Below are 16,853 nucleotides of genomic sequence, written 5' to 3' on the forward strand. Positions count from 1 at the left end.
TCCTGACGGCGGACAGGGTCGTCAGGCCCTGTCAGTCCCGAGTGGACGGCTCGAAGGCCAGGAAGCGGGCCAGGAGTTCCTTTGCCGGCACGGACTCCGGGTCGAACGGCACGAGGCGCTGCCGTTGCCCCGGCTCCCGCACGCCCACCCAGTGGCACCGGTAGCAGAACTCCAGGTCGAACAGGAACTCCCCGTCGGCCGAGTACGCCCAGATCGCGTAGCCGGGGTTGAAGCACCGCATCCCTTCCTCGCCGGGGAAGGTGGCGACGAGCTCGAGAACCGCGGCCGCCTCGGTGCCGTCCCAGCAGCCGAGCAGGTCACCGGCGGTGGTCCAGGCTTCGAGGCGGTGCGCGCTCGGCACGGTCTCCGGCAGGTCGTCCCGCACTTCGTCACCCCAGCAGCGTGTAGTTGAGCTCCTCGCACACCCGCGCCAGCGGCAGGTCGAGGCCGGGGTGGTCCAGCGGCAGCAGCACGTCCGGTGCCGCTGGGAGGCCCGATGCGCCGGGAGGATCCCACAGGCAGATGGCCGGGTCACCGGAATCCATGGAAGAGCGGTACCAGAGACCGTCCAGTTCCGGGTAGGCGGCACGGATCGCGCGCGACCAGGCCTGCGTCACGAGCTTGGGACCCGTGGAGATCTCCTGCGAGGCGCCGACGCGGGTGGGCCAGAGGCCGCCGAGGTCCAGCAACCTCAACGTCCGGCGCGGCCGCAGGACGACGAGGAACGGGCTGCGGGTGCGGCGGTCGACGATCGAGGTGGCCTGGAAGACCTCGGCGATGGAGGTGCGCACGGACAGCCCGAAGTAGAGGACGCCGTTCTCGTGGTCCTGGACCGGACTGCCGTCGGCGGCCGGCTGTTGCGCGTCGAAGCGGGCGTGGGGGAGCGGGCCCGTGTAGCGGAACGTGTTCCAGCGCTGCGGGTGGGAGCCCTTGGCCGTGAAGACGCGGACCAGGCGGGTTGCCCGGTGCACCGCCACCACGTCCTCGGTGCGGCGCAGGTGTGCTTGCAGCACGGCAGGGGCAGGCGGCTGCGGAAGCCGTGACATTCGGGTCCTGTCGGGTGTTCGGGAGCGCTCAGGCGGGGGTGCCGAGCACGGAGACCAGATCGGCGACGCGGCGCGGGTCTCCTCCGGCGAGGAGCCAGTCGCGCGGGGTCGCGGGCTTGCCGTCGACGGGCAGGTCCTCCTGGAGGGTGGTCATGAACGCGGCGACGACCAGCGCCGGTTGGTCCGACGGGACCGCCGCCAGCACGGTTTCCAGGCCCGGCAGGACGCCGGTGCCCGCGAACTGCCACGCGGGCAGCCGCCAGCTGCCCCTGTCCTTCCAGCCCACGAGCCTGCCGACGCCGAGCCGGTGCCGGATGCGGCTCGTGTCCACCTGAAGCTGGCGCGCCGCCTCGGCGACGGTCAGCGCCGAGTCGCGCAGCACGGCGTGTGCGACGACGGTGCGGGTGCGCGGGAGTGCGTCGGACGCGCCCGCCGGGGACAGGTCGAGACCCACGTCGGTGAGCGCCGCCTGCTGGTCCGGCGTGAAGTAGGTGGCCGGTTCCGGGTGCGGTGGGGCGAGCCGGCGCGCCGCGTCGGTCACGAGGGCCATGAACTCGTCGGGGGTCACCTGCAGGCCGGCCTTGGCCAGCACCGTCTCCAGCGCGGGAGTCATGCGCACAGAATATCTCGCGCGTGCGCATTTGTGCGCCTTGTCAGGGCATTGACCCTAAACGTTCGACGTTGCGCGTTCACGCAACGACGCTACGTGAGATTTCCCGGTGCGGAGCGGTGACGTGGACCTCATCTGACGCATCGCTACGATTCCCCGATGCAGCTGGACCGGGGCGCCAAGCGGGCCATCGTCGCGTGGGCCGCCGTCATGGTCGCCACGCTCGCGTACGTGCTGTCCCGCCCGCCGGGCTGGTCGCTCGACCTGCGGGTCTACCGCAACGGTGGCGACGCGCTGCTGCAGGGCCTCCCGCTCTACGCCGAGGGTTTCGCGAAGCCTCTCGGTGGTCCTGACCTGCCGTTCACGTACCCGCCGATCGCCGCGGCGCTGTTCAGCCTGCTGGCGCTCGTGCCGCTGGTCGTCGCGATCTTCGCGGTGGCGGTGGCGAACCTCGCGATGCTCACGGCGCTGTGCCTGATCGCGGCGCAGCGCGTGCTCGGCTGGGGGCCTCAGGCCGTGAAGTGGGGCCTGGGCGCGGCCGCGGTGTCGTCGATCTTCGACCCGCTGCGCGAGACGCTCTGGTTCGGCCAGATCAACCTGTTGCTCGCCGTGCTCGTGATGGCCGACTGCCTGCTGGAACGCACCCGGTGGTGGCCGCGGGGCGCGCTCATCGGGCTGGCGGCCGCGATCAAGCTGACACCGGCGTTCTTCGCGTTGTACTTCGTGGCGCGGCGGCAGTGGAAGCCCGTGTTCGTGTCGATCGCGTCGTTCTTCTTCTTCGGGCTGCTCGGGTTCGTGATCGCGTTCGGCGACGCGAAGGAGTACTGGACGCACGCGTTGCTCGACCCGGGCCGCGTCGGGCGCCTCACCTACGCGTCGAACCAGGCCATGCGCGGCACGCTGGCGCGTTTCGGGCTGGAGAGCGGTGCCCAGGTCGCGGTGTGGGTCGTGCTGTCACTGCTGGTCGTGGCCACCGTGTGGTGGCTGGCCTCACGGCTGGGCGACGTCGAGGCGTTCTTCGTGGTCGCGATCGGCGGGCTGTTGATCTCGCCGGTGTCGTGGGGACACCACTGGATCTGGATCGCGCCCGCGCTCGTGCTGCTGTCGCGCGCCTCGTTGCGCCGCCACTGGGCGCCGTGGGCGGTCGTGGCGGTGTTCGCCGTCGGGCCGCACTGGCTGTTCCCTCGCGACAACGACGTCGAGCAGCAGTGGGCGTGGTGGCAGCAGGTGATCGGCAACCTCTACGTGTTCGTCGGGGTCGCCGTGCTGGTCACGCTCGCGGTACGGGTTGTACGAGACCGCCGTCGTGCTGCTTCAACCGCAGGCTGAACAGCACCAGCACCACGCCCCACAGGATCGCGAACACCCCGATGGTGATCACGAGCGCCATCACGCCCGCAGCCGGGTTCGCGATCAGGATGATGCCGAGCAGCACCGTCAGCGCGCCGGTGATGATGTAGAACCACTCGTTCGTCATCACCTTGCGCAGGCGGATGGCGTCGACGATCTGCAGCACACCGGTGACCAGCGCCCACGCCGCGATCAGCAGCAGCAACGCGCCCGCGGTGATGCCCGGCCAGAACAACGCGACCAAGCCCGTGACCAGGCCCAGCACGCCGATCAGGCCGAGTGCCCAGCGGGCGGGCCACTCCTTGTGGGTGAGGGTCAGGTACAGCATCGTCGCGCCGTCGACGAACGCGTAGGCGCCCCACAGGATGATCAGGGCGAGCAGGGTGAGGCCTGGCCAGATGAGGGCGGCCAGACCGAAGAGGACAGCGAACACTCCGCGCACCGTGAAGAGCCACCAGCGTTGCATGGTTCCGGATCGTCTCGGCTGTCGGTGGGGCCCGCAACCTGAGACCCTCGTGCGGTGCTGATCCGGGTGGCTGACTGGCAGCGGATCCGTTCCGGTGAGGTCACGCTGCAGTTCCGGCGGTGGAAGCGGCCGACGGTGCGCGCGGGCGGGACCTTGCGGACGTCGCTGGGCGTGCTGGCGATCGACGCCGTGGACGTCGTGTCGCGGGTCTCCCGTGCCGAGGCCGTTGCCGCCGGGTTTCCCACGGTCGCGGCACTCATGTCCTCTGTGGAGGGACGTGAGGGTTCGCTTTACCGGATCCGCCTGCGTTTCGTGGGTGAGGATCCACGGATCGCGTTGCGCTCATCGTCCGATGTGGACGGGCTTGAGCTGTCCGAGGCCGCGGTGGCGTTGCTGCGCCTGATCGCGGCGAACCCCGGTGTGCGGGCCGCTGACCTGGCCGCGTCGGTGGGCAGGGAGAAGCTGCCGTTCAAGGCGGACGTCCGCAAGCTCAAGGCGAAGGGGCTCACCGAGTCGCTGGAGGTGGGCTATCGCCTCTCCCCGAGGGGAGAGGCGTACCTGCGAACGCTTGATACCTAGTGGCGCGTCCCGGAACGTTGGCGAGGTGATTCACGCTCAGCAGGGCGCGATGCACCCGTCTGACCGCGAATTCCCCCGGCAACGTTCCGGGCCACACCACTAGCTCTGGCCCGTGATGATCGACACCGCGCGGTCCTGCGTCTGGTTGCTGACCTCGCCGACCTGGAAACCGCGCGCCGCCGCGTGCGCGACCAGCTCCGGCTCCGGCGGGAGGCCGTACTTGCGCAGGTAGTGCGGCACGGCGCCGGCCCAGATCCAGGTGCCGTCGGTGCGGAAGTTGAGCGGCACGTCCTGCTCACCGCTCTGCGAGAACTCGTCGAGGTCGTAGCTGCGCGCGGCCAGCACGACCGGCGCCGACTCGAGGTAGTTGAGCAGGCTGTCCACCAGCTGCGGGTCGATCGGCTGGCGGTTGACGATGATGCGGCCGTCGTCGTTCTTGCCGTCGTACACCTTCGCGGTCCGCAGCTCGCCCGGCTGCTGCTGGTCCGGCTGCGGCGCCGCCTGGCTCGGCGGCGGAACCTGGTACTCCTGCTGCGGTTCCGGCTCGGGCGCGGGCAGCGGCGGCAGTCCGACGCGCTGGCGCCACCAGTCCGGGATCAGCCGGTCCGGGCGGGGGAACGTCTGCAGCTCGTCGCGGAAGCCGATGGGCGGCGGCGTGTTGCGCCAGCGCGGCTCGTCCTCGGCGTTGAAGTCGACCGTGAACGCCGCGGGCGCCTCGATCTCGTAGGTCGCGCTCAGCCACGTGCCGCGGTCCGGGTGGTACATGCCCGCGCGCAGCTGGCCGAACATCTGCACCACGTCCATCGGCGGCCGCACCGGCCGCAGCTGGCCGTCGGGACCCGCGAACGCCAGGTCGACCTCGATGTGCCTGCCCGCCGCCCGGTACTCGGCCCGGATGCGCTGCCAGCCCTGCGGTACGGCCGGCAGCATGGCACGGCCGATCTGCCGCACCAGCTGCTGCTGGTCCTGCTCGCTCAGCGGTGTCGCCGGCTGGCTCATGTGGTCCTCGCCCCTCTCCCCGTAAAACGCCCGCTGATCTTATCGGGCGGCCGTCGCGCGCGCGGGCCGGTCGGGCACCTCCACCCGTTCACGTGGTCATGAGCCAGGTGGCCAGGAGCATTCGCACAGCGGGCGGCGTGGCGAAGCGATCGGGGTGAGGCGTGGGCGCGTCCGGGTGGCTCGGTTCCGTTACTCGGTCTTGGCCGCTTCGGCGAGTTTCGCGCGAAGCCAGTCGGGCGTGTTCTCCTCCGAGCGCGGGAAGTGCTCGAAGTCGAGGGCGTACACGTCGGCCTGCAGCGGCGGCTTGAAGGCCGGCTCGCCGTCGTAGTCGTACTCGACGGAGTAGCTGCCGGGTGGGTTGATCACGATCCTGGCCGTGAACCAACTGCCCTTGCCCTCTTCGTACATTTCTGTCCGCAGGTCGCCGAGCGGGTCCATGGCGCTCATCGGAGGGGCGAGCTTGACCTCGCTCCCGTCCTGCGCCGTGACCTCGAACCTGGCGCTGTCGATGCCGACCGTCGAGTAGAACTCGAACCGGATCTGCTGCCAGCCGTCTGGGGCTTCCCGCACGAGGGCCGCGCAGGCGTTCTGAACTACTTCCTCCTGCTCGGGCGGAGAGAGCGGACCGGGTTCCGACATGACGAAACAGTTCCTTCCGGTTGACTACATCCTCCGGGGCGGGATGTTCTTGTAGACCAGAGGTGGCTCCGGTACCCCGTCGACCCAGTACTGCACTCGAATCTTGGTAGGCGTCTTCTTACCATCGGGGTACGTCATGTCGATCTGGACGTCCAGCTTCGGCTTCGGCGTCTGCTTGAGCAGGTCACCCCAGTGCTCTTCGAGCGCGCGGAAGTTGTTGGCCAGCGTCGTCCCGGCCTGGCGCTGGTTGAGGTCCTCCAGCATCGGGACCATGTTGATGTACTCGCCGGGACCGTCGAACTCGGTGCCCGCGAGGTGGCCGCCGTTCCAGCCGACGTCCTCGTAGAGCGTGACCTCGTGCGGCTCCGGGTCGCGGCCGTGCTGGTTGCGGAACTCCTCGATGGTCTTCTTGTTGTGCTCGCGGTACTCGTCGCGGCCCTCGTGGCCGACCGGGCCCTGGTCCGGGCTGCGGCGCGCGTCGTCCGAGCCGGTGTGCACCAGCTCACCCTCCATGCGCTGGGTGCGGCCCTCTGCGTCGGTGTGGAACTGGTAGACGCTGCCCTTCTGACCGGTGACGTGGTACGTGGCGTTCGGGAACGGCTGCCTGCTGTCGGGCCGCCAGTTGCCCTTCTCGCCGGAGGTCGTGTGGATCTCCTTGATGCGCCCGTCGTCGCCCGTGATGAACGTGCCGCGCTCCCTGCCTGCCTTGTCGGTCACCTCGTACCTGGTGTTCGCCTGCAGCACGCTGGGCGTGCCGTCGGGTTCGCGGCCGAACGGCTTGCTCTTGAGCGGCGCGTCCGGGTGGCTTGCGTCGATCGTGACCTTGGGACGCGGGTCGTTGTCCGGTTGGTTGCCCGACGTGTCGGTGTCGTCGGCCGCGCGGTCCTTCGCGTCGGCCGGGTCGAGATCCTTGTCCTTGTCGTGTGTGCCGGGCGCGAAGCCGTCGTCGCTCGCCTTGGACTTGGAGCCGTCCGGGTGGTGGGTCTCCCACTCGCCGTTCGGCGGGATCTTGGGCTCGCGAGTTCCGTCGGGCCGGAGCTCGGCGTCGCTCGTGAAGACGCGGCCGTGGCTGTCGGTCCACGCCGGCTTGGTCGGGGCGACCACCGGGGCGTCGAGGTGCTTGGACAGCTGCTGCGCGAAGTCGTTGCTGCCCGCGTCGCAGCCGATCAGACGGACGGGTTTGCTGCCGTCGTAGCCGGAGCGGCGGAGCATGTCGGCGTACTCGGCGGGGGTGTAGTCGTGGCCGCCGATGCGGGCCTTGCCGTCCGGGGTGATGTGGACGTCCGCGGTGAAGAAGCGCGGGTCGTTGGGGACCTTGTGGGGAAGGTCGCCCATGTCCGGGTCGCCGCCGTGGTGGGAGACGCCGGCCGGGGTGGACTCGGCGTGGCGGGCGTGTGCCTCTTCCGGAGACGGGCGGTCCGCGGGCGGGGTGTCCGGGTCCTTGCTGTTCGGGGCGTCGGGGTCGCCGTCGTGCGGCTTGTCCGGGGTGCTGTCGTGCGGCTTGTCGGCATCCGGGCGGTGGGGCGCGTCGGCGTCGGGACGGTTGCCTGGACCGCTGCCGTCCGGGCGGGTGCCGTCCGGGGCGCGGTGCGGGGCCTCGGCGGTGTCGGTGCCGCGGGAACGGGCGCCGTCCGGGCTGTGCGGCCGTGAGCCGTCGGGCCTGGTGCCGTCGGGACGGTTGCCGGGGCCGCTGCCGTCCGGGCGCGACGGGGAGTCGGGCCGGTGCGGCGCGTCCGGGCGGTTCGGGGCGTCAGGACGGGACGGTCCGCCGTGCGGTGCGTCCGGACGGGAGGTGGGCGCGTTCGGCCCGCCGTGCGGAGCGTTGGGTGCGTGGGGGGCGTTGGGTCCGCCGTGCGGAGCGTTCGGCGCGTCAGGTCGCGGCGGCGCAGACGGGCCGTTGTGCGGTGCGTTGGGGCTGTGGGGAGCGTCGGCACGCGAGGACGGCGTCGTGCTGCTGTGCGGCGCGTCCGGGCGCGACGGCGCGTCGGGCCGTGACGGAGCGGACGGACCGTTGGCGTCGGTACGCGACGGCGCGGAAGGGCCGTTGTGAGGTGCGTCGGGACGTGAGGGTGCGTTGGGCGCGTCAGTTCGCGACGGCGCGGAGGGGCCGCTGTGTGGTGCGTCGGGACGCGACGGCGCAGACGGGCCGCTGTGCGGGGAGTCCGGTCGGAACGGCGTGTTCGGGCTGTGGGACGGAGCGCCAGGGCCGTGCGGGGCGGACGGGCCGCCCTGCGGCGTGTTCGGGCGCGTCGGGGCCTGAGGGGCGTCGGTGCGGGCCGAAGGTACCGATGGCGTGTTGGGGGTGTGGGGTGCGTTCGGGGTCATCGGGGGCGATGACTGCGGGCGCATTGGCGCGTCGGTGCGTGGGGCGCCTGACGACGGGGCGTGCGGAGCTCCGGCGGAGGGAGCGTGCGGGGCGCCGCCCATCGACGGGGCGTGCGGGGCCCCTGCCGGGGGCATGTTCGGCGTGGACGGCGCGTGTGGGGCCGCTGCGGAAGGGGCCGTGGCGCGGCTTGGAGGCGTTGCGTCGGGGCGGCCGGTGTTCGGGGAGCCCGACGGGCCGCCTGCCGACGGGGCGTGCGGGGACCCTGCCGACGGAGCGTGCGGTGCCCCGGCGGAAGGCATTCCGCTGGACGGGGCGCCGGCTGAGGGCATGCCGCTCGACGGGACGGACGGGGAAGACGGCATCGACGGCGCGGACGGGGACTGCGGCATCGACGTCGGGCGTGCGGGGGCGTCGGCTCGGGAGGCCGACGTCGACATGTCGGGGGAGCGCGGAGGCGGGGCGCTCGCGCCCAGATCTCCTCGGCTGCCCGGGGTGCCGGTCCAGCCCTGGCCGCCGGTCGACGGGCGGCCCGCAGCGGGGGACGACGGGGGGTTGCCGGCGGCGTTCGGGGCGCCGGCGCCTGCCGGGGCGGCCTGCGGGGGAGTGGACGACGGGGAGCTGTCCGGGGTGCGCGACGGGGCTTGCGGAGCGTCGGCGCGGGTCGGGGCGTCGATCGGGGGCGCCACCGAGGACTGGACGGTCGAGCCCGTGTTCCTGGGCGACGGGGTGTCCGGCGTGGACGACGTGTGCGGGGCGCCGGGGCCCGCGGGCGAGGACTGGGAGCTGTCCGGGGTGCGGGCGGACGACGGGGTTGAGGGGGTGTCCGGGGTGCGCGACGGGGCGTCCGGGGACGAGCTGTCCGGGGTGCGCGACGGCGCGTTGGGGGACGAGCTGTCCGGGGTCCGGGACGGGGCGTCCGGCGTCGACGGGCTGTCGGGAGTGCGCGACGGGGACGACGCGGACGACGGCGACGAGCTGTCCGGCGTTCGAGAAGGTGAAGGCCCGTCCGGCGTCGACGAAGTGGACGGAGAAGAAGGCGACGACGGCGACGACGGCGAACTGTCCGGTGTGGACGACGACGGCGAAGAGTCCGGAGTGGACGAAGGTGAGCCGTCAGGGGAGGAAGGCGAGCCGGGGCTGCCCGAAGGCGAGAGGTCCGGTGAGTCGGTGCGGTGGAACAGGCCGCCCGGCTTGATGGACTTCGTGGAGATCACGTCGAGACCGGTCACCTTGCCGACCAGCTTGCCGACGACCTTCATGATCTTGGTGAAGATCTCGACGAGCTTGCCCAGCAGCGGCGAGACCTTCTTGATGGTCTTGATGAGCTTCTGGATCAGCTCGCCGATCCGCGTCGCCCACTTCGAGATCGCGGTCACGGCCTGCGCCACGATGACCGGAGTGCCGAAGCCCAGCGTGAAGACGGCCTCGAGCACCCACGTGATCAGCTTCGCCACGAGGTCGGCGATCAGGTCGCGCACCATCTCGCGCACGAAGCCGACGACCATGCCCATCACGCCGACGACCGTGCCGACCGAGCCCGCGGTGGAAGCCGCGCCGGACAACGCGTCCAGCTGCTCGCCCGCCGCGGCGCGGTAGGCGTCGCCGGCGGCACCGGTCCACGACGCGGTCTGGTCGACGGCGGCCTTGTAGTCGGCCGAGATCTTGCCGAGCTCCTGCGAGACGTTCTTCCACGTCGTCGAGTACGACTCGATCACCGGCGGGTCGCCGGCCAGCCAGTCCAGCGCTTCCTTCAACGGCTGCATGTGTTCCATCAGGAACGAGGCCGCGGAGGACAGCAGGGTGCCGAACGGGTCGATCGCCATCGAGGCCGCGTCGGCCGCGAGGCCGAGCACGCCGAGGCCGCCCTCGATCCAGTTGCCCTCGGAGATGCCCTTGTAGGCGTCGACCGCGGAGTCGGCGATGTGGAAACCGGTCGCCCAGCCGTTGTCACCGGTGCCGGCGTTGAAGAATCCGGACGGTTCCGCGGGCGCCTGCGCCACCAAGGGGTTCGGCGTGGACATCAGAAGCCCTTCAGCGTGTTGGCGATCTGGTCCTCGACGGCCTGGTAGTGCTTCGCGGTCTCGGTGACGCGCTTCGCGGTGGAGTCCATCGCTTCGGCGACGCCCTTCAGCGCGTCCAGGCCCCACTGCTCAACGGGATCGAGCAGCATGCGGAACGGCTGGCAGATGATCCCGTACGCGTCGGTCGGCATCGACACGGTGTTCGCCGCGTCCACTGCTCCCTGCAACCGGCCGTGCAGGCCCTCCAGGGCCTTGGCGTGCGCTTCCAGCACGTCCGACGTGACGTTGAAACCGCCAGCAGTCATCGAACCCCCTCAAGTTCGAGCAGTGGACAGAAGATCAGGACAGCACCGACTGACCGCCGAAGTCGTCGTCGTCATCCGACGGCGGACGGCGGCGCGCGGGAGGTGGCGTGGCGCGCGGAGGAGGTGGCGGCGCGTCGTCCTCCACCCGGAAGTTCATTTCGTTGTTGTCGTACGGCGCTCGCGCGGGCGGGTCCTCCGGCGGCGGCGCCGGGAAGTTCTTCTTGGCCTCGTTGAACAGCACGTTGGCCGTCTCGTCCTGCGTGCCGATGGTCTCCGCCATCGCCTCCTGCAGCAGTGCGGGGATCTTCGACTGCGCGCGCTGCAGCAGCTTCATGATCTCGCCGCTGATCTCGGACATCCGGCGTCCCGCGGCCGACTCGTTGATCACGAGGTTCTGCAGGATCCCGTTGGAGCCGATGGTCAGTTCGACTGCGCCGTCGGAGGACCGCTCGGAGATCGTCATGCCCTGCACCCGCGTCGCCATGTCCTGGTAACGCGCGGCGCGTTCCTGGATGTTCTGGTTCCAGTTCGCGAGCATCTGCTCCGACCCGGCGATGTCCTCGGGCACGCGTGTTCCCTCTCTTCGGCAGCGGACTCAAAGGATGACGCAGGCGGGCCTGATCCAGTTCCGCCCGCACGGCAAATCGGCCGCACAGACCAACGGCGTTCCACTGGGCGGACCAGTGGAACGCCGTCAGAGCTGTGTTCTAGGCGACACCGAGCAGGTCGACCACGAAGATCAGGGTCTCGTTGGGCTTGATCACGCCACCGGCACCGCGCGAGCCGTAGCCCAGGTGCGGCGGGATGACCAGCTTGCGGCGACCGCCGACCTTCATGCCGGCGACGCCCTGGTCCCAGCCCTGGATGACGCGGCCGCCACCGAGCGGGAACTGGAACGGCTCGCCGCGGTCCCAGGACGCGTCGAACTGCTCACCGGTCGAGTGCGACACACCGACGTAGTGCACGAGAACGCGCTGACCGGCCTTGGCCTCCTCGCCGTCACCAACCGCGATGTCCTCGATCACCAGGTCTGCGGGCGCCGGGCCGTCGTGCGGGTCGACGTCGGGCTTCGTGGGGGCCATCACAACTTCCTCTCGGAACGGGGTTGTTCGTGCTCGATCCAATCACGCGAGCGCGGACGCGGCCGAATGGCCTACGAAGACCAGCCCTACCCCGTCTCGAAAGGCCGTGTTGATCTATACGAACTCCCGGCCCTGCACCGGGGGGACACAACAGAAAAAGGAGAATGATCATGGCGGCAACCCTGCACCGCCTCCGGTCATGGCTCGGCGCGGCATTGGTGGCGGCAACGCTGCCGATGGCGTGCGTCAGCGTGGCCGAAGCAGCTCCGACCCCGACCGTCGACGGCGAAGTCGGCGTTCAGGTCGTCGGTGGCACGCGTGCGAGCACGTCCACCTACCCGTGGGTCGTCTATCTGGCGACCAGCAGCGGCTTCCAGTACTGCGGTGGCACGCTCGTGGCTCCCAACAAGGTCGTCACCGCGGCGCACTGCACCGTCGGCGACTCGGCGTCCGCCGTGCGCGTCGTGGCCGGCCGCGACGACAAGAACTCCACCGCGGGCACCGTCGCCCGCGTCACGAGGATCTGGATCCACCCGAGCTACACCGACGTGACCCGCGGCTACGACGTCTCGGTCCTCACGCTCGACCGCAACCTGCCGCAGACCCCGATCAAGTTCGCCACCTCCGCGGACAGCGCGCTGTACGCGGCGGGCACCAGCTCGACGATCCTCGGCTGGGGCGACACCTCGTCCGGCGGTACGGACTCGCGCTACCTGCTCAAGGCCACCGTGCCGCTGACCAGCAACTCCAGCTGCGCCAGCTCGTACGGCAGCCGCTTCAACGCCACCCACATGGTGTGCGCCGGGTACGCCCAGGGCGGTACCGACACCTGCCAGGGCGACTCCGGTGGCCCGCTCGTGGCCGGTGGCAAGCTGATCGGCATCACGTCGTGGGGCGAGGGCTGCGCGGACGCCGGCTGGCCCGGCATCTACGCCCGCGTCTCCACGTACGCGACGCAGATCCAGGCGCAGATCAACTCCTAGCACCACCTCCGGGAAGGGTTGTCGCGGACGGCGCGCAACCCTTCCCGGCCTTGTTTCCGTCCTGGTGGCATGAACGGCAGAAAGCTGTTGGCCGGCGCCGCCGTGCTGGCCGTCGCCGGAGTGTGTGTGAGCTCCGCGGTGAGGGACGAAACCCTCGCACCACCACCGGTCGTGGACTACGGGCCGGTGCGTCTCGTCGCGTTCGACTCGTGCGACAACGCGGTGGCCGAACTGCGCCGCGCCATGGCCCCGTACGTCACCGCCTACGGCATCGGGGGCGGCCCCGACATCTTCGCCGCCGGTGAAGGCATGGCGACGGACCTGAGCGCAGGCACCCCGCAGCGGAGCCATGCGGAGCAGAAGGCCGCCACGCCTCCGACGCAGCAGCAGGGGCACTCGACGACGAACGTCCACGAACAGGGCGTCGACGAGCCGGACATCGTGAAGACGGACGGAAAGCGCGTCGTCTCCGTCGCGGACGGCAAGCTGCGCGTGGTCGACGTGGCGAGCAGGACCATCACGGGCACGGTCGACATCGGCAACCGCCACGCCACCCAGCTCCTCGTCGCCGGTGACCGCGCGCTGGTGATCGTCGGCCACACCGACGCCATTGCCCTCGAGCGCGGCAAACCGACGATGCCGGTGTTCGACAGCGCCACCGAGATCCTGCTCGTGGACCTCAAGGCGCTCAAGCAGATCGGCAGCCTCAAGACCGACGGCTTCTACCTCGACGCCCGCCAGATCGGCGGCACCGCCCGCGTCGTCGTCCGCTCGCAGCCGCGGCTGCAGTGGGTCTACCCGGACATGACGACCAACGAAGCGGGAGCGTTGCGCCGCAACAAGGAGATCCTGCAGAGCGAGCCGATCACCTCGTGGCTGCCGCGCTACGAGCTGGACCAGAACGGTGCCAAGTCCAGCGGAACCCTGGTCGACTGCCCCAACATCAGCCACCCCGCCGTGCACTCGGCGACGTCGATGCTGACCGTGCTCACGTTCGAGCTGTCCGGACAGCTAGGCACCGGCCAGCCGGTGTCGATCGTGGCCGACGGTGACACGGTCTACGGCACCGACCGCAACCTCTACATCGCCGACGACCACCGCCTGCTGCCGGAACTCCCCGGCAAGCCACCGGTGCAGCGCCCGATCACCACGGCGATCCACCAGTTCGACATCAGCCAGGCGGGCCCGCCGAAGCACGTCGCGTCCGGTGACGTCAACGGCACGCTGCTGAACCAGTACTCGTTGTCCGAACACGACGGAGTGCTGCGCGTCGCCACCACGACGGGCACCGAGATCCGTTGCTGCTGGCGCATGCCCGGCGACATCGCGCCACAGCAGCAACCGCCGCCGTCGGAGAGCTTCGTCACCACGTTGCGCCGCAACGGGAACCAGCTGACCAAGGAAGGTCAGATCGGCGGGCTCGGCAAGGGCGAGCGCATCTACAGCGTGCGCTTCATCGGCAAGATGGGCTACGTCGTCACGTTCCGGCAGACCGACCCGCTCTACACACTGGACCTGAGCGATCCCAGGCAGCCCAGGGTGATGGGCGAGCTGAAGATCACCGGCTACTCCGCCTACCTGCACCCCGCGGGCGACGGGAAGCTGATCGGCGTCGGTCAGGAGGCCACCGACCAGGGCCGCACCACCGGAACGCAGGTGTCGCTGTTCGACGTGAGCAACCCCGCGGCACCGCAACGGCTCGCGCAGCACCACCTGCCGGGCTCGAACTCCGAGGCCCAGTTCGACCCGCACGCGTTCCTGTACTGGCCGCCCGACGGCACGCTGGTCATCCCGGTGACGCAGTACAAGACGAACTTCGAGGCGTCGTCACTGGTGCTGCGGGTCGAGGGCAACCAGATCCGGGAGACGGGCAAGATCGTCGAGCCGGCGAGCGGGCAGAACCACGGCGGAGCCAGGCGCACGATCGTGATCGGCGACCAGCTGTGGTCGATCTCCGCGTCGGGCGTGCAGGTCAACGCCCGCAGCGGCCTGGCGCAGCAGGCCTGGCTGCCCTTCTAGGCGGCCGAGCGGTCACCGGTGAGCAGGCGGTGCGACAACACCGTGCCGCCTGCCATCGCCGCCGGGAGCACGACGATCGCGGCCAGCGGGACGAGGCACAGCAGGTACGCGGGGACGGCGAACCCGAGCACCATCGCCCGCCGCGTCGCGAGGACCTGCCTGCGCTGCTTGAACGACTTGCCGCGCCGCGTGAACGGGATGCCGGTCAGCTCGATGCCCAGCAGGTAGCCGTTGATGCACACGGCGAGCACCGGCACCACGGTCTGCCCGACGACGGGGATGAACCCGCAGAAGAACAGCGGGATCGCGAACAGGATCGACGTGCCGACCAGCAGGATCGTGCTGCGCAGCCCGACCAGGAACCCGCGCCACCAGCCGACCTGCTCGGTACCGGGCACGCCGCCGAGCTCGTCCTCGACCTCTTCTGCGATGTACTCGTAGAACGGGCCGCCGATCATGATCGTGATCGCGGTGAACAGCAGCACGCTCAGGCCGAGTGTCGCCGCGATCACCGAAATTCCGACGGCGACCTCGACGACGTTGCGCCAGGTATCGCTCCACGAGTCCGCGAAACCCGTCAGCCACCCGGAGATCGAGTCGATGTGGGTGAGGAGCAGCACCCAGCCGGTGATCATCAGCACAGCGGTGATGACCGCGGGCAACGCCCCGACGAGCACGCGCTTCGGCGAGCTGAACACCAGCCTGAACCCGCGCAGCAGCAGTGCGACACCAGCCCCGAAGTCCTTGATCACGCGCGCAGGATAGTCGGTGCCGGCCCAGTTGAGATGGAGGAAGCGCGATTTCGGCAAGACCGGCATGATGCGTGGTGAACGCGGGAGGCGTTGAGGTTGAGCAACCCAGCTAAGAACGCCGTCGTCGTCCCGGACGGGCCGCTGCCGGTGCTGCCGCCCGCCATCTGGGAGTCGAAGGAAGTGCGGGACGCGGTCGCCGCGGAGTCACCCGGCGCCGTGGTCGCGATCGCGCGCAGGGCGCACGGCCTGCGCCAGGACGAGCTGGGCACGCTCGCCGGGTTCTCGCAGTCGGCGATCTCGCGCCTGGAAGCCGGCAGCAACATCGCCTACGACCTGCGCGTGCTCAGGACGATGCAGCGGCTGCTCGGCATCCCCGCCCACCTGCTCGGCCTGACCGACCGCACCGTGCCGATGCGGTCGGGTGAGGCCAGGAGCCTGGGCGCCGGCGGGCTGGAGGCCGTGGCGAAAGACCTGGTCGTGGGCATGGAGGGCAAGGCGCTGATGGCGTTGTGCGCCTCCGCTGCCTTCGGTGCGAACGGCGACGGCGTGCTGGCCAACGACGCCGTGAGCCAGCTGCTCGTGCTGCGACGGATCGTCAACGACGCGCACAACTGGCGTGGCACCGGCGCGCTCATGCCCGCCGTCCGCAACATGTACGACTTCATCGACGCACTGCGCCGCAACGCGCGCGGGGAGATCCGTCGGCGGTTGCTCGGCACGGGTGCGATGTACGCGGAGTTCTACGGCTGGTTGCACGAGGAGATCGGCGACCTGCGCGGCGCGGGGGCGTGGACGTCCAGGGCTCTCGAGCAGGGTCAGGCCGCGGACGACAGGGATGTCGTCGCGTACTGCTACGTGCGGATGAGCCAGCTCGCCGAGGTCGACGGCGACGACGACCGCGTCATCGGCCTGGCGCGCGCCGCCCAGCGCGAGACCGGCGTGAGCCCGATCGTGCGCGCGATGGCGTTGCGGCAGGAAGCACGAGGCCTCGCACGTGCGGGTTACGACGCGTGCATGCCGCGGTTCGACCTCGCGCAGTCGCTGGCGTTGAGCGTGGAACGGCCGCAGAGCGACGAGTACTCCATCGGTTACTGCTTCACCGACCTGCACGTGGAGATCCAGCGCGCCGCCAGCATGGTCGACCTCGCCGACCACCGCCGGGCGATCACCGCGTACACGCAGCTCATGCCCAGGTGGGGCCGCATCTGCCAGTGGGAGCAGGGCGTGCACACGGCCAAGCTCGCCTACGCGTACGCCGCCAGCGGTGACGTGGAGCAGGCGGTCGGCTTCGGGTTCACGGCACTGGACCTCGCCCGTGCGACAGGCTCCCAGCTGATCGTGACCGAGCTGGCCAAGCTCGGCCCGTGGCACGAGACGCCCGCGATCGCCGAACTCACCGCCGAGGTCACCCAGCTGCGGTAAGGCGTATGCGAGTTCCGCATACGCGACCCGCAATTGGTCTGCGACCCTCCCCATTTCCGGGCGCTCCCCGCACGATCTAGGTGTGATCGACCTAGCCGAACGAACGCCGCGCTCGGACGAGGTCAGCGCCGAGAAGTTCTGCGCGGCAGTGGCAGAGCGGAACGCGGGCCCGTACCGGCTCAAGTTCTACGCGACCACGCACGCCGTCGTGTGTGTGGTCGACGACGTCGAGGTGAAGGCATGAGCACTCAAGG

General features: G+C 70.4%; 17 protein-coding genes. 6 read left to right on the forward strand and 11 right to left on the reverse strand.

Features of this window, described 5'->3' with window-relative positions:
* Positions 1-31: 31 nt before the first annotated feature.
* Genes ABFX45_RS34795 through ABFX45_RS34805 form a run of 3 tightly spaced genes read right to left on the reverse strand, consistent with a single transcriptional unit; the run spans position 32 to position 1,659 of the window.
* Entirely contained in the window at positions 32-385 is a 354-nt protein-coding gene (locus tag ABFX45_RS34795; RefSeq protein ID WP_346134689.1) for a hypothetical protein, read from the reverse strand.
* Between the two features lie 4 nt (positions 386-389).
* Positions 390-1,046, reverse strand: coding sequence for an RES family NAD+ phosphorylase (locus ABFX45_RS34800; RefSeq protein ID WP_109640988.1), 657 nt, complete (start codon positions 1,044-1,046; stop codon positions 390-392).
* Positions 1,047-1,074: 28 nt separating this feature from the next.
* Entirely contained in the window at positions 1,075-1,659 is a 585-nt protein-coding gene (locus ABFX45_RS34805) for a DNA-binding protein (RefSeq protein WP_346134692.1), read from the reverse strand.
* 156 nt (positions 1,660-1,815) lie between these two features.
* Here ABFX45_RS34805 and ABFX45_RS34810 point away from each other — a divergent pair, with 156 nt between their 5' ends.
* Positions 1,816-2,985, forward strand: coding sequence for a glycosyltransferase 87 family protein (locus ABFX45_RS34810; RefSeq protein WP_346134694.1), 1,170 nt, complete (start codon positions 1,816-1,818; stop codon positions 2,983-2,985).
* Here the strand turns inward: ABFX45_RS34810 and ABFX45_RS34815 are convergent.
* Positions 2,927-3,472: an HdeD family acid-resistance protein gene (locus ABFX45_RS34815; protein WP_112230235.1), complete on the reverse strand. Its 546-nt coding sequence runs from the start codon at positions 3,470-3,472 to the stop codon at positions 2,927-2,929. The two genes, ABFX45_RS34810 and ABFX45_RS34815, sit on opposite strands and share 59 nt — an antisense overlap.
* A gap of 54 nt (positions 3,473-3,526) precedes the next feature.
* On the opposite strand from ABFX45_RS34815, the gene ABFX45_RS34820 reads away from it, so the two are divergent.
* On the forward strand, positions 3,527-4,051 hold the full coding sequence (locus ABFX45_RS34820) for a hypothetical protein (protein ID WP_109640984.1): 525 nt from the start codon (positions 3,527-3,529) through the stop codon (positions 4,049-4,051).
* A 99-nt stretch (positions 4,052-4,150) separates the two neighbouring features.
* Here ABFX45_RS34820 and ABFX45_RS34825 read toward each other — a convergent pair whose 3' ends face one another.
* The 6 genes from ABFX45_RS34825 to ABFX45_RS34850 all read right to left on the reverse strand — a co-directional run bounded on the left by ABFX45_RS34825 (position 4,151) and on the right by ABFX45_RS34850 (position 11,423).
* Positions 4,151-5,050 (reverse strand): hypothetical protein, encoded by a 900-nt coding sequence (locus ABFX45_RS34825; RefSeq protein WP_109640983.1) that lies wholly within the window; start codon positions 5,048-5,050, stop codon positions 4,151-4,153.
* 189 nt (positions 5,051-5,239) lie between these two features.
* Positions 5,240-5,689, reverse strand: a complete 450-nt coding sequence (locus ABFX45_RS34830; RefSeq protein ID WP_109640982.1) for a hypothetical protein — start codon at positions 5,687-5,689, stop codon at positions 5,240-5,242.
* 24 nt (positions 5,690-5,713) lie between these two features.
* Positions 5,714-10,036 carry a DNA/RNA non-specific endonuclease gene (locus tag ABFX45_RS34835; protein ID WP_346134698.1) on the reverse strand — a complete coding sequence of 1,441 codons (4,323 nt, stop codon included), beginning with the start codon at positions 10,034-10,036 and terminating at the stop codon, positions 5,714-5,716.
* Entirely contained in the window at positions 10,036-10,341 is a 306-nt protein-coding gene (locus ABFX45_RS34840) for a type VII secretion target (protein ID WP_109640978.1), read from the reverse strand. The genes ABFX45_RS34835 and ABFX45_RS34840 overlap by 1 nt, the downstream gene beginning before the upstream one ends.
* A gap of 34 nt (positions 10,342-10,375) precedes the next feature.
* Entirely contained in the window at positions 10,376-10,909 is a 534-nt protein-coding gene (locus ABFX45_RS34845) for a YbaB/EbfC family nucleoid-associated protein (RefSeq protein ID WP_109640977.1), read from the reverse strand.
* A gap of 139 nt (positions 10,910-11,048) precedes the next feature.
* Positions 11,049-11,423, reverse strand: a complete 375-nt coding sequence (locus ABFX45_RS34850; RefSeq protein ID WP_112230217.1) for an FKBP-type peptidyl-prolyl cis-trans isomerase — start codon at positions 11,421-11,423, stop codon at positions 11,049-11,051.
* Positions 11,424-11,593: 170 nt separating this feature from the next.
* Between ABFX45_RS34850 and ABFX45_RS34855 the strand changes: the two genes are divergently transcribed.
* Positions 11,594-12,406 carry a S1 family peptidase gene (locus tag ABFX45_RS34855; protein ID WP_346134701.1) on the forward strand — a complete coding sequence of 271 codons (813 nt, stop codon included), beginning with the start codon at positions 11,594-11,596 and terminating at the stop codon, positions 12,404-12,406.
* Between the two features lie 69 nt (positions 12,407-12,475).
* Positions 12,476-14,425: a beta-propeller domain-containing protein gene (locus ABFX45_RS34860; protein ID WP_346134703.1), complete on the forward strand. Its 1,950-nt coding sequence runs from the start codon at positions 12,476-12,478 to the stop codon at positions 14,423-14,425.
* On the opposite strand, the gene ABFX45_RS34865 is transcribed toward ABFX45_RS34860, so the two are convergent.
* A complete protein-coding gene (locus tag ABFX45_RS34865; RefSeq protein WP_346134705.1) occupies positions 14,422-15,177 on the reverse strand; it encodes an EI24 domain-containing protein in 756 nt (251 codons plus the stop codon). The two genes, ABFX45_RS34860 and ABFX45_RS34865, sit on opposite strands and share 4 nt — an antisense overlap.
* A gap of 96 nt (positions 15,178-15,273) precedes the next feature.
* Here ABFX45_RS34865 and ABFX45_RS34870 point away from each other — a divergent pair, with 96 nt between their 5' ends.
* Both ABFX45_RS34870 and ABFX45_RS34875 read left to right on the forward strand, forming a co-directional pair.
* A complete protein-coding gene (locus tag ABFX45_RS34870) occupies positions 15,274-16,599 on the forward strand; it encodes a helix-turn-helix domain-containing protein (protein WP_346134707.1) in 1,326 nt (441 codons plus the stop codon).
* A gap of 82 nt (positions 16,600-16,681) precedes the next feature.
* On the forward strand, positions 16,682-16,843 hold the full coding sequence (locus ABFX45_RS34875; protein WP_170155268.1) for a hypothetical protein: 162 nt from the start codon (positions 16,682-16,684) through the stop codon (positions 16,841-16,843).
* Positions 16,844-16,853: the final 10 nt, after the last annotated feature.

Source organism: Lentzea roselyniae (assembly GCF_039537795.1).
Classification (GTDB): domain Bacteria; phylum Actinomycetota; class Actinomycetes; order Mycobacteriales; family Pseudonocardiaceae; genus Lentzea; species Lentzea atacamensis.

Excerpts from the sequence above, each read along its gene's own strand:
- ABFX45_RS34800 (WP_109640988.1), bottom strand. The coding sequence starts at position 1,046 with ATGTCACGGCTTCCGCAGCCGCCTGCCCCTGCCGTGCTGCAAGCACAC.
- ABFX45_RS34805 (WP_346134692.1), bottom strand. The coding sequence starts at position 1,659 with ATGACTCCCGCGCTGGAGACGGTGCTGGCCAAGGCCGGCCTGCAGGTG.
- ABFX45_RS34810 (WP_346134694.1), top strand. The coding sequence starts at position 1,816 with ATGCAGCTGGACCGGGGCGCCAAGCGGGCCATCGTCGCGTGGGCCGCC.
- ABFX45_RS34815 (WP_112230235.1), bottom strand. The coding sequence starts at position 3,472 with ATGCAACGCTGGTGGCTCTTCACGGTGCGCGGAGTGTTCGCTGTCCTC.
- ABFX45_RS34825 (WP_109640983.1), bottom strand. The coding sequence starts at position 5,050 with ATGAGCCAGCCGGCGACACCGCTGAGCGAGCAGGACCAGCAGCAGCTG.
- ABFX45_RS34830 (WP_109640982.1), bottom strand. The coding sequence starts at position 5,689 with ATGTCGGAACCCGGTCCGCTCTCTCCGCCCGAGCAGGAGGAAGTAGTT.
- ABFX45_RS34835 (WP_346134698.1), bottom strand. The coding sequence starts at position 10,036 with ATGTCCACGCCGAACCCCTTGGTGGCGCAGGCGCCCGCGGAACCGTCC.
- ABFX45_RS34840 (WP_109640978.1), bottom strand. The coding sequence starts at position 10,341 with ATGACTGCTGGCGGTTTCAACGTCACGTCGGACGTGCTGGAAGCGCAC.
- ABFX45_RS34850 (WP_112230217.1), bottom strand. The coding sequence starts at position 11,423 with ATGGCCCCCACGAAGCCCGACGTCGACCCGCACGACGGCCCGGCGCCC.
- ABFX45_RS34855 (WP_346134701.1), top strand. The coding sequence starts at position 11,594 with ATGGCGGCAACCCTGCACCGCCTCCGGTCATGGCTCGGCGCGGCATTG.
- ABFX45_RS34860 (WP_346134703.1), top strand. The coding sequence starts at position 12,476 with ATGAACGGCAGAAAGCTGTTGGCCGGCGCCGCCGTGCTGGCCGTCGCC.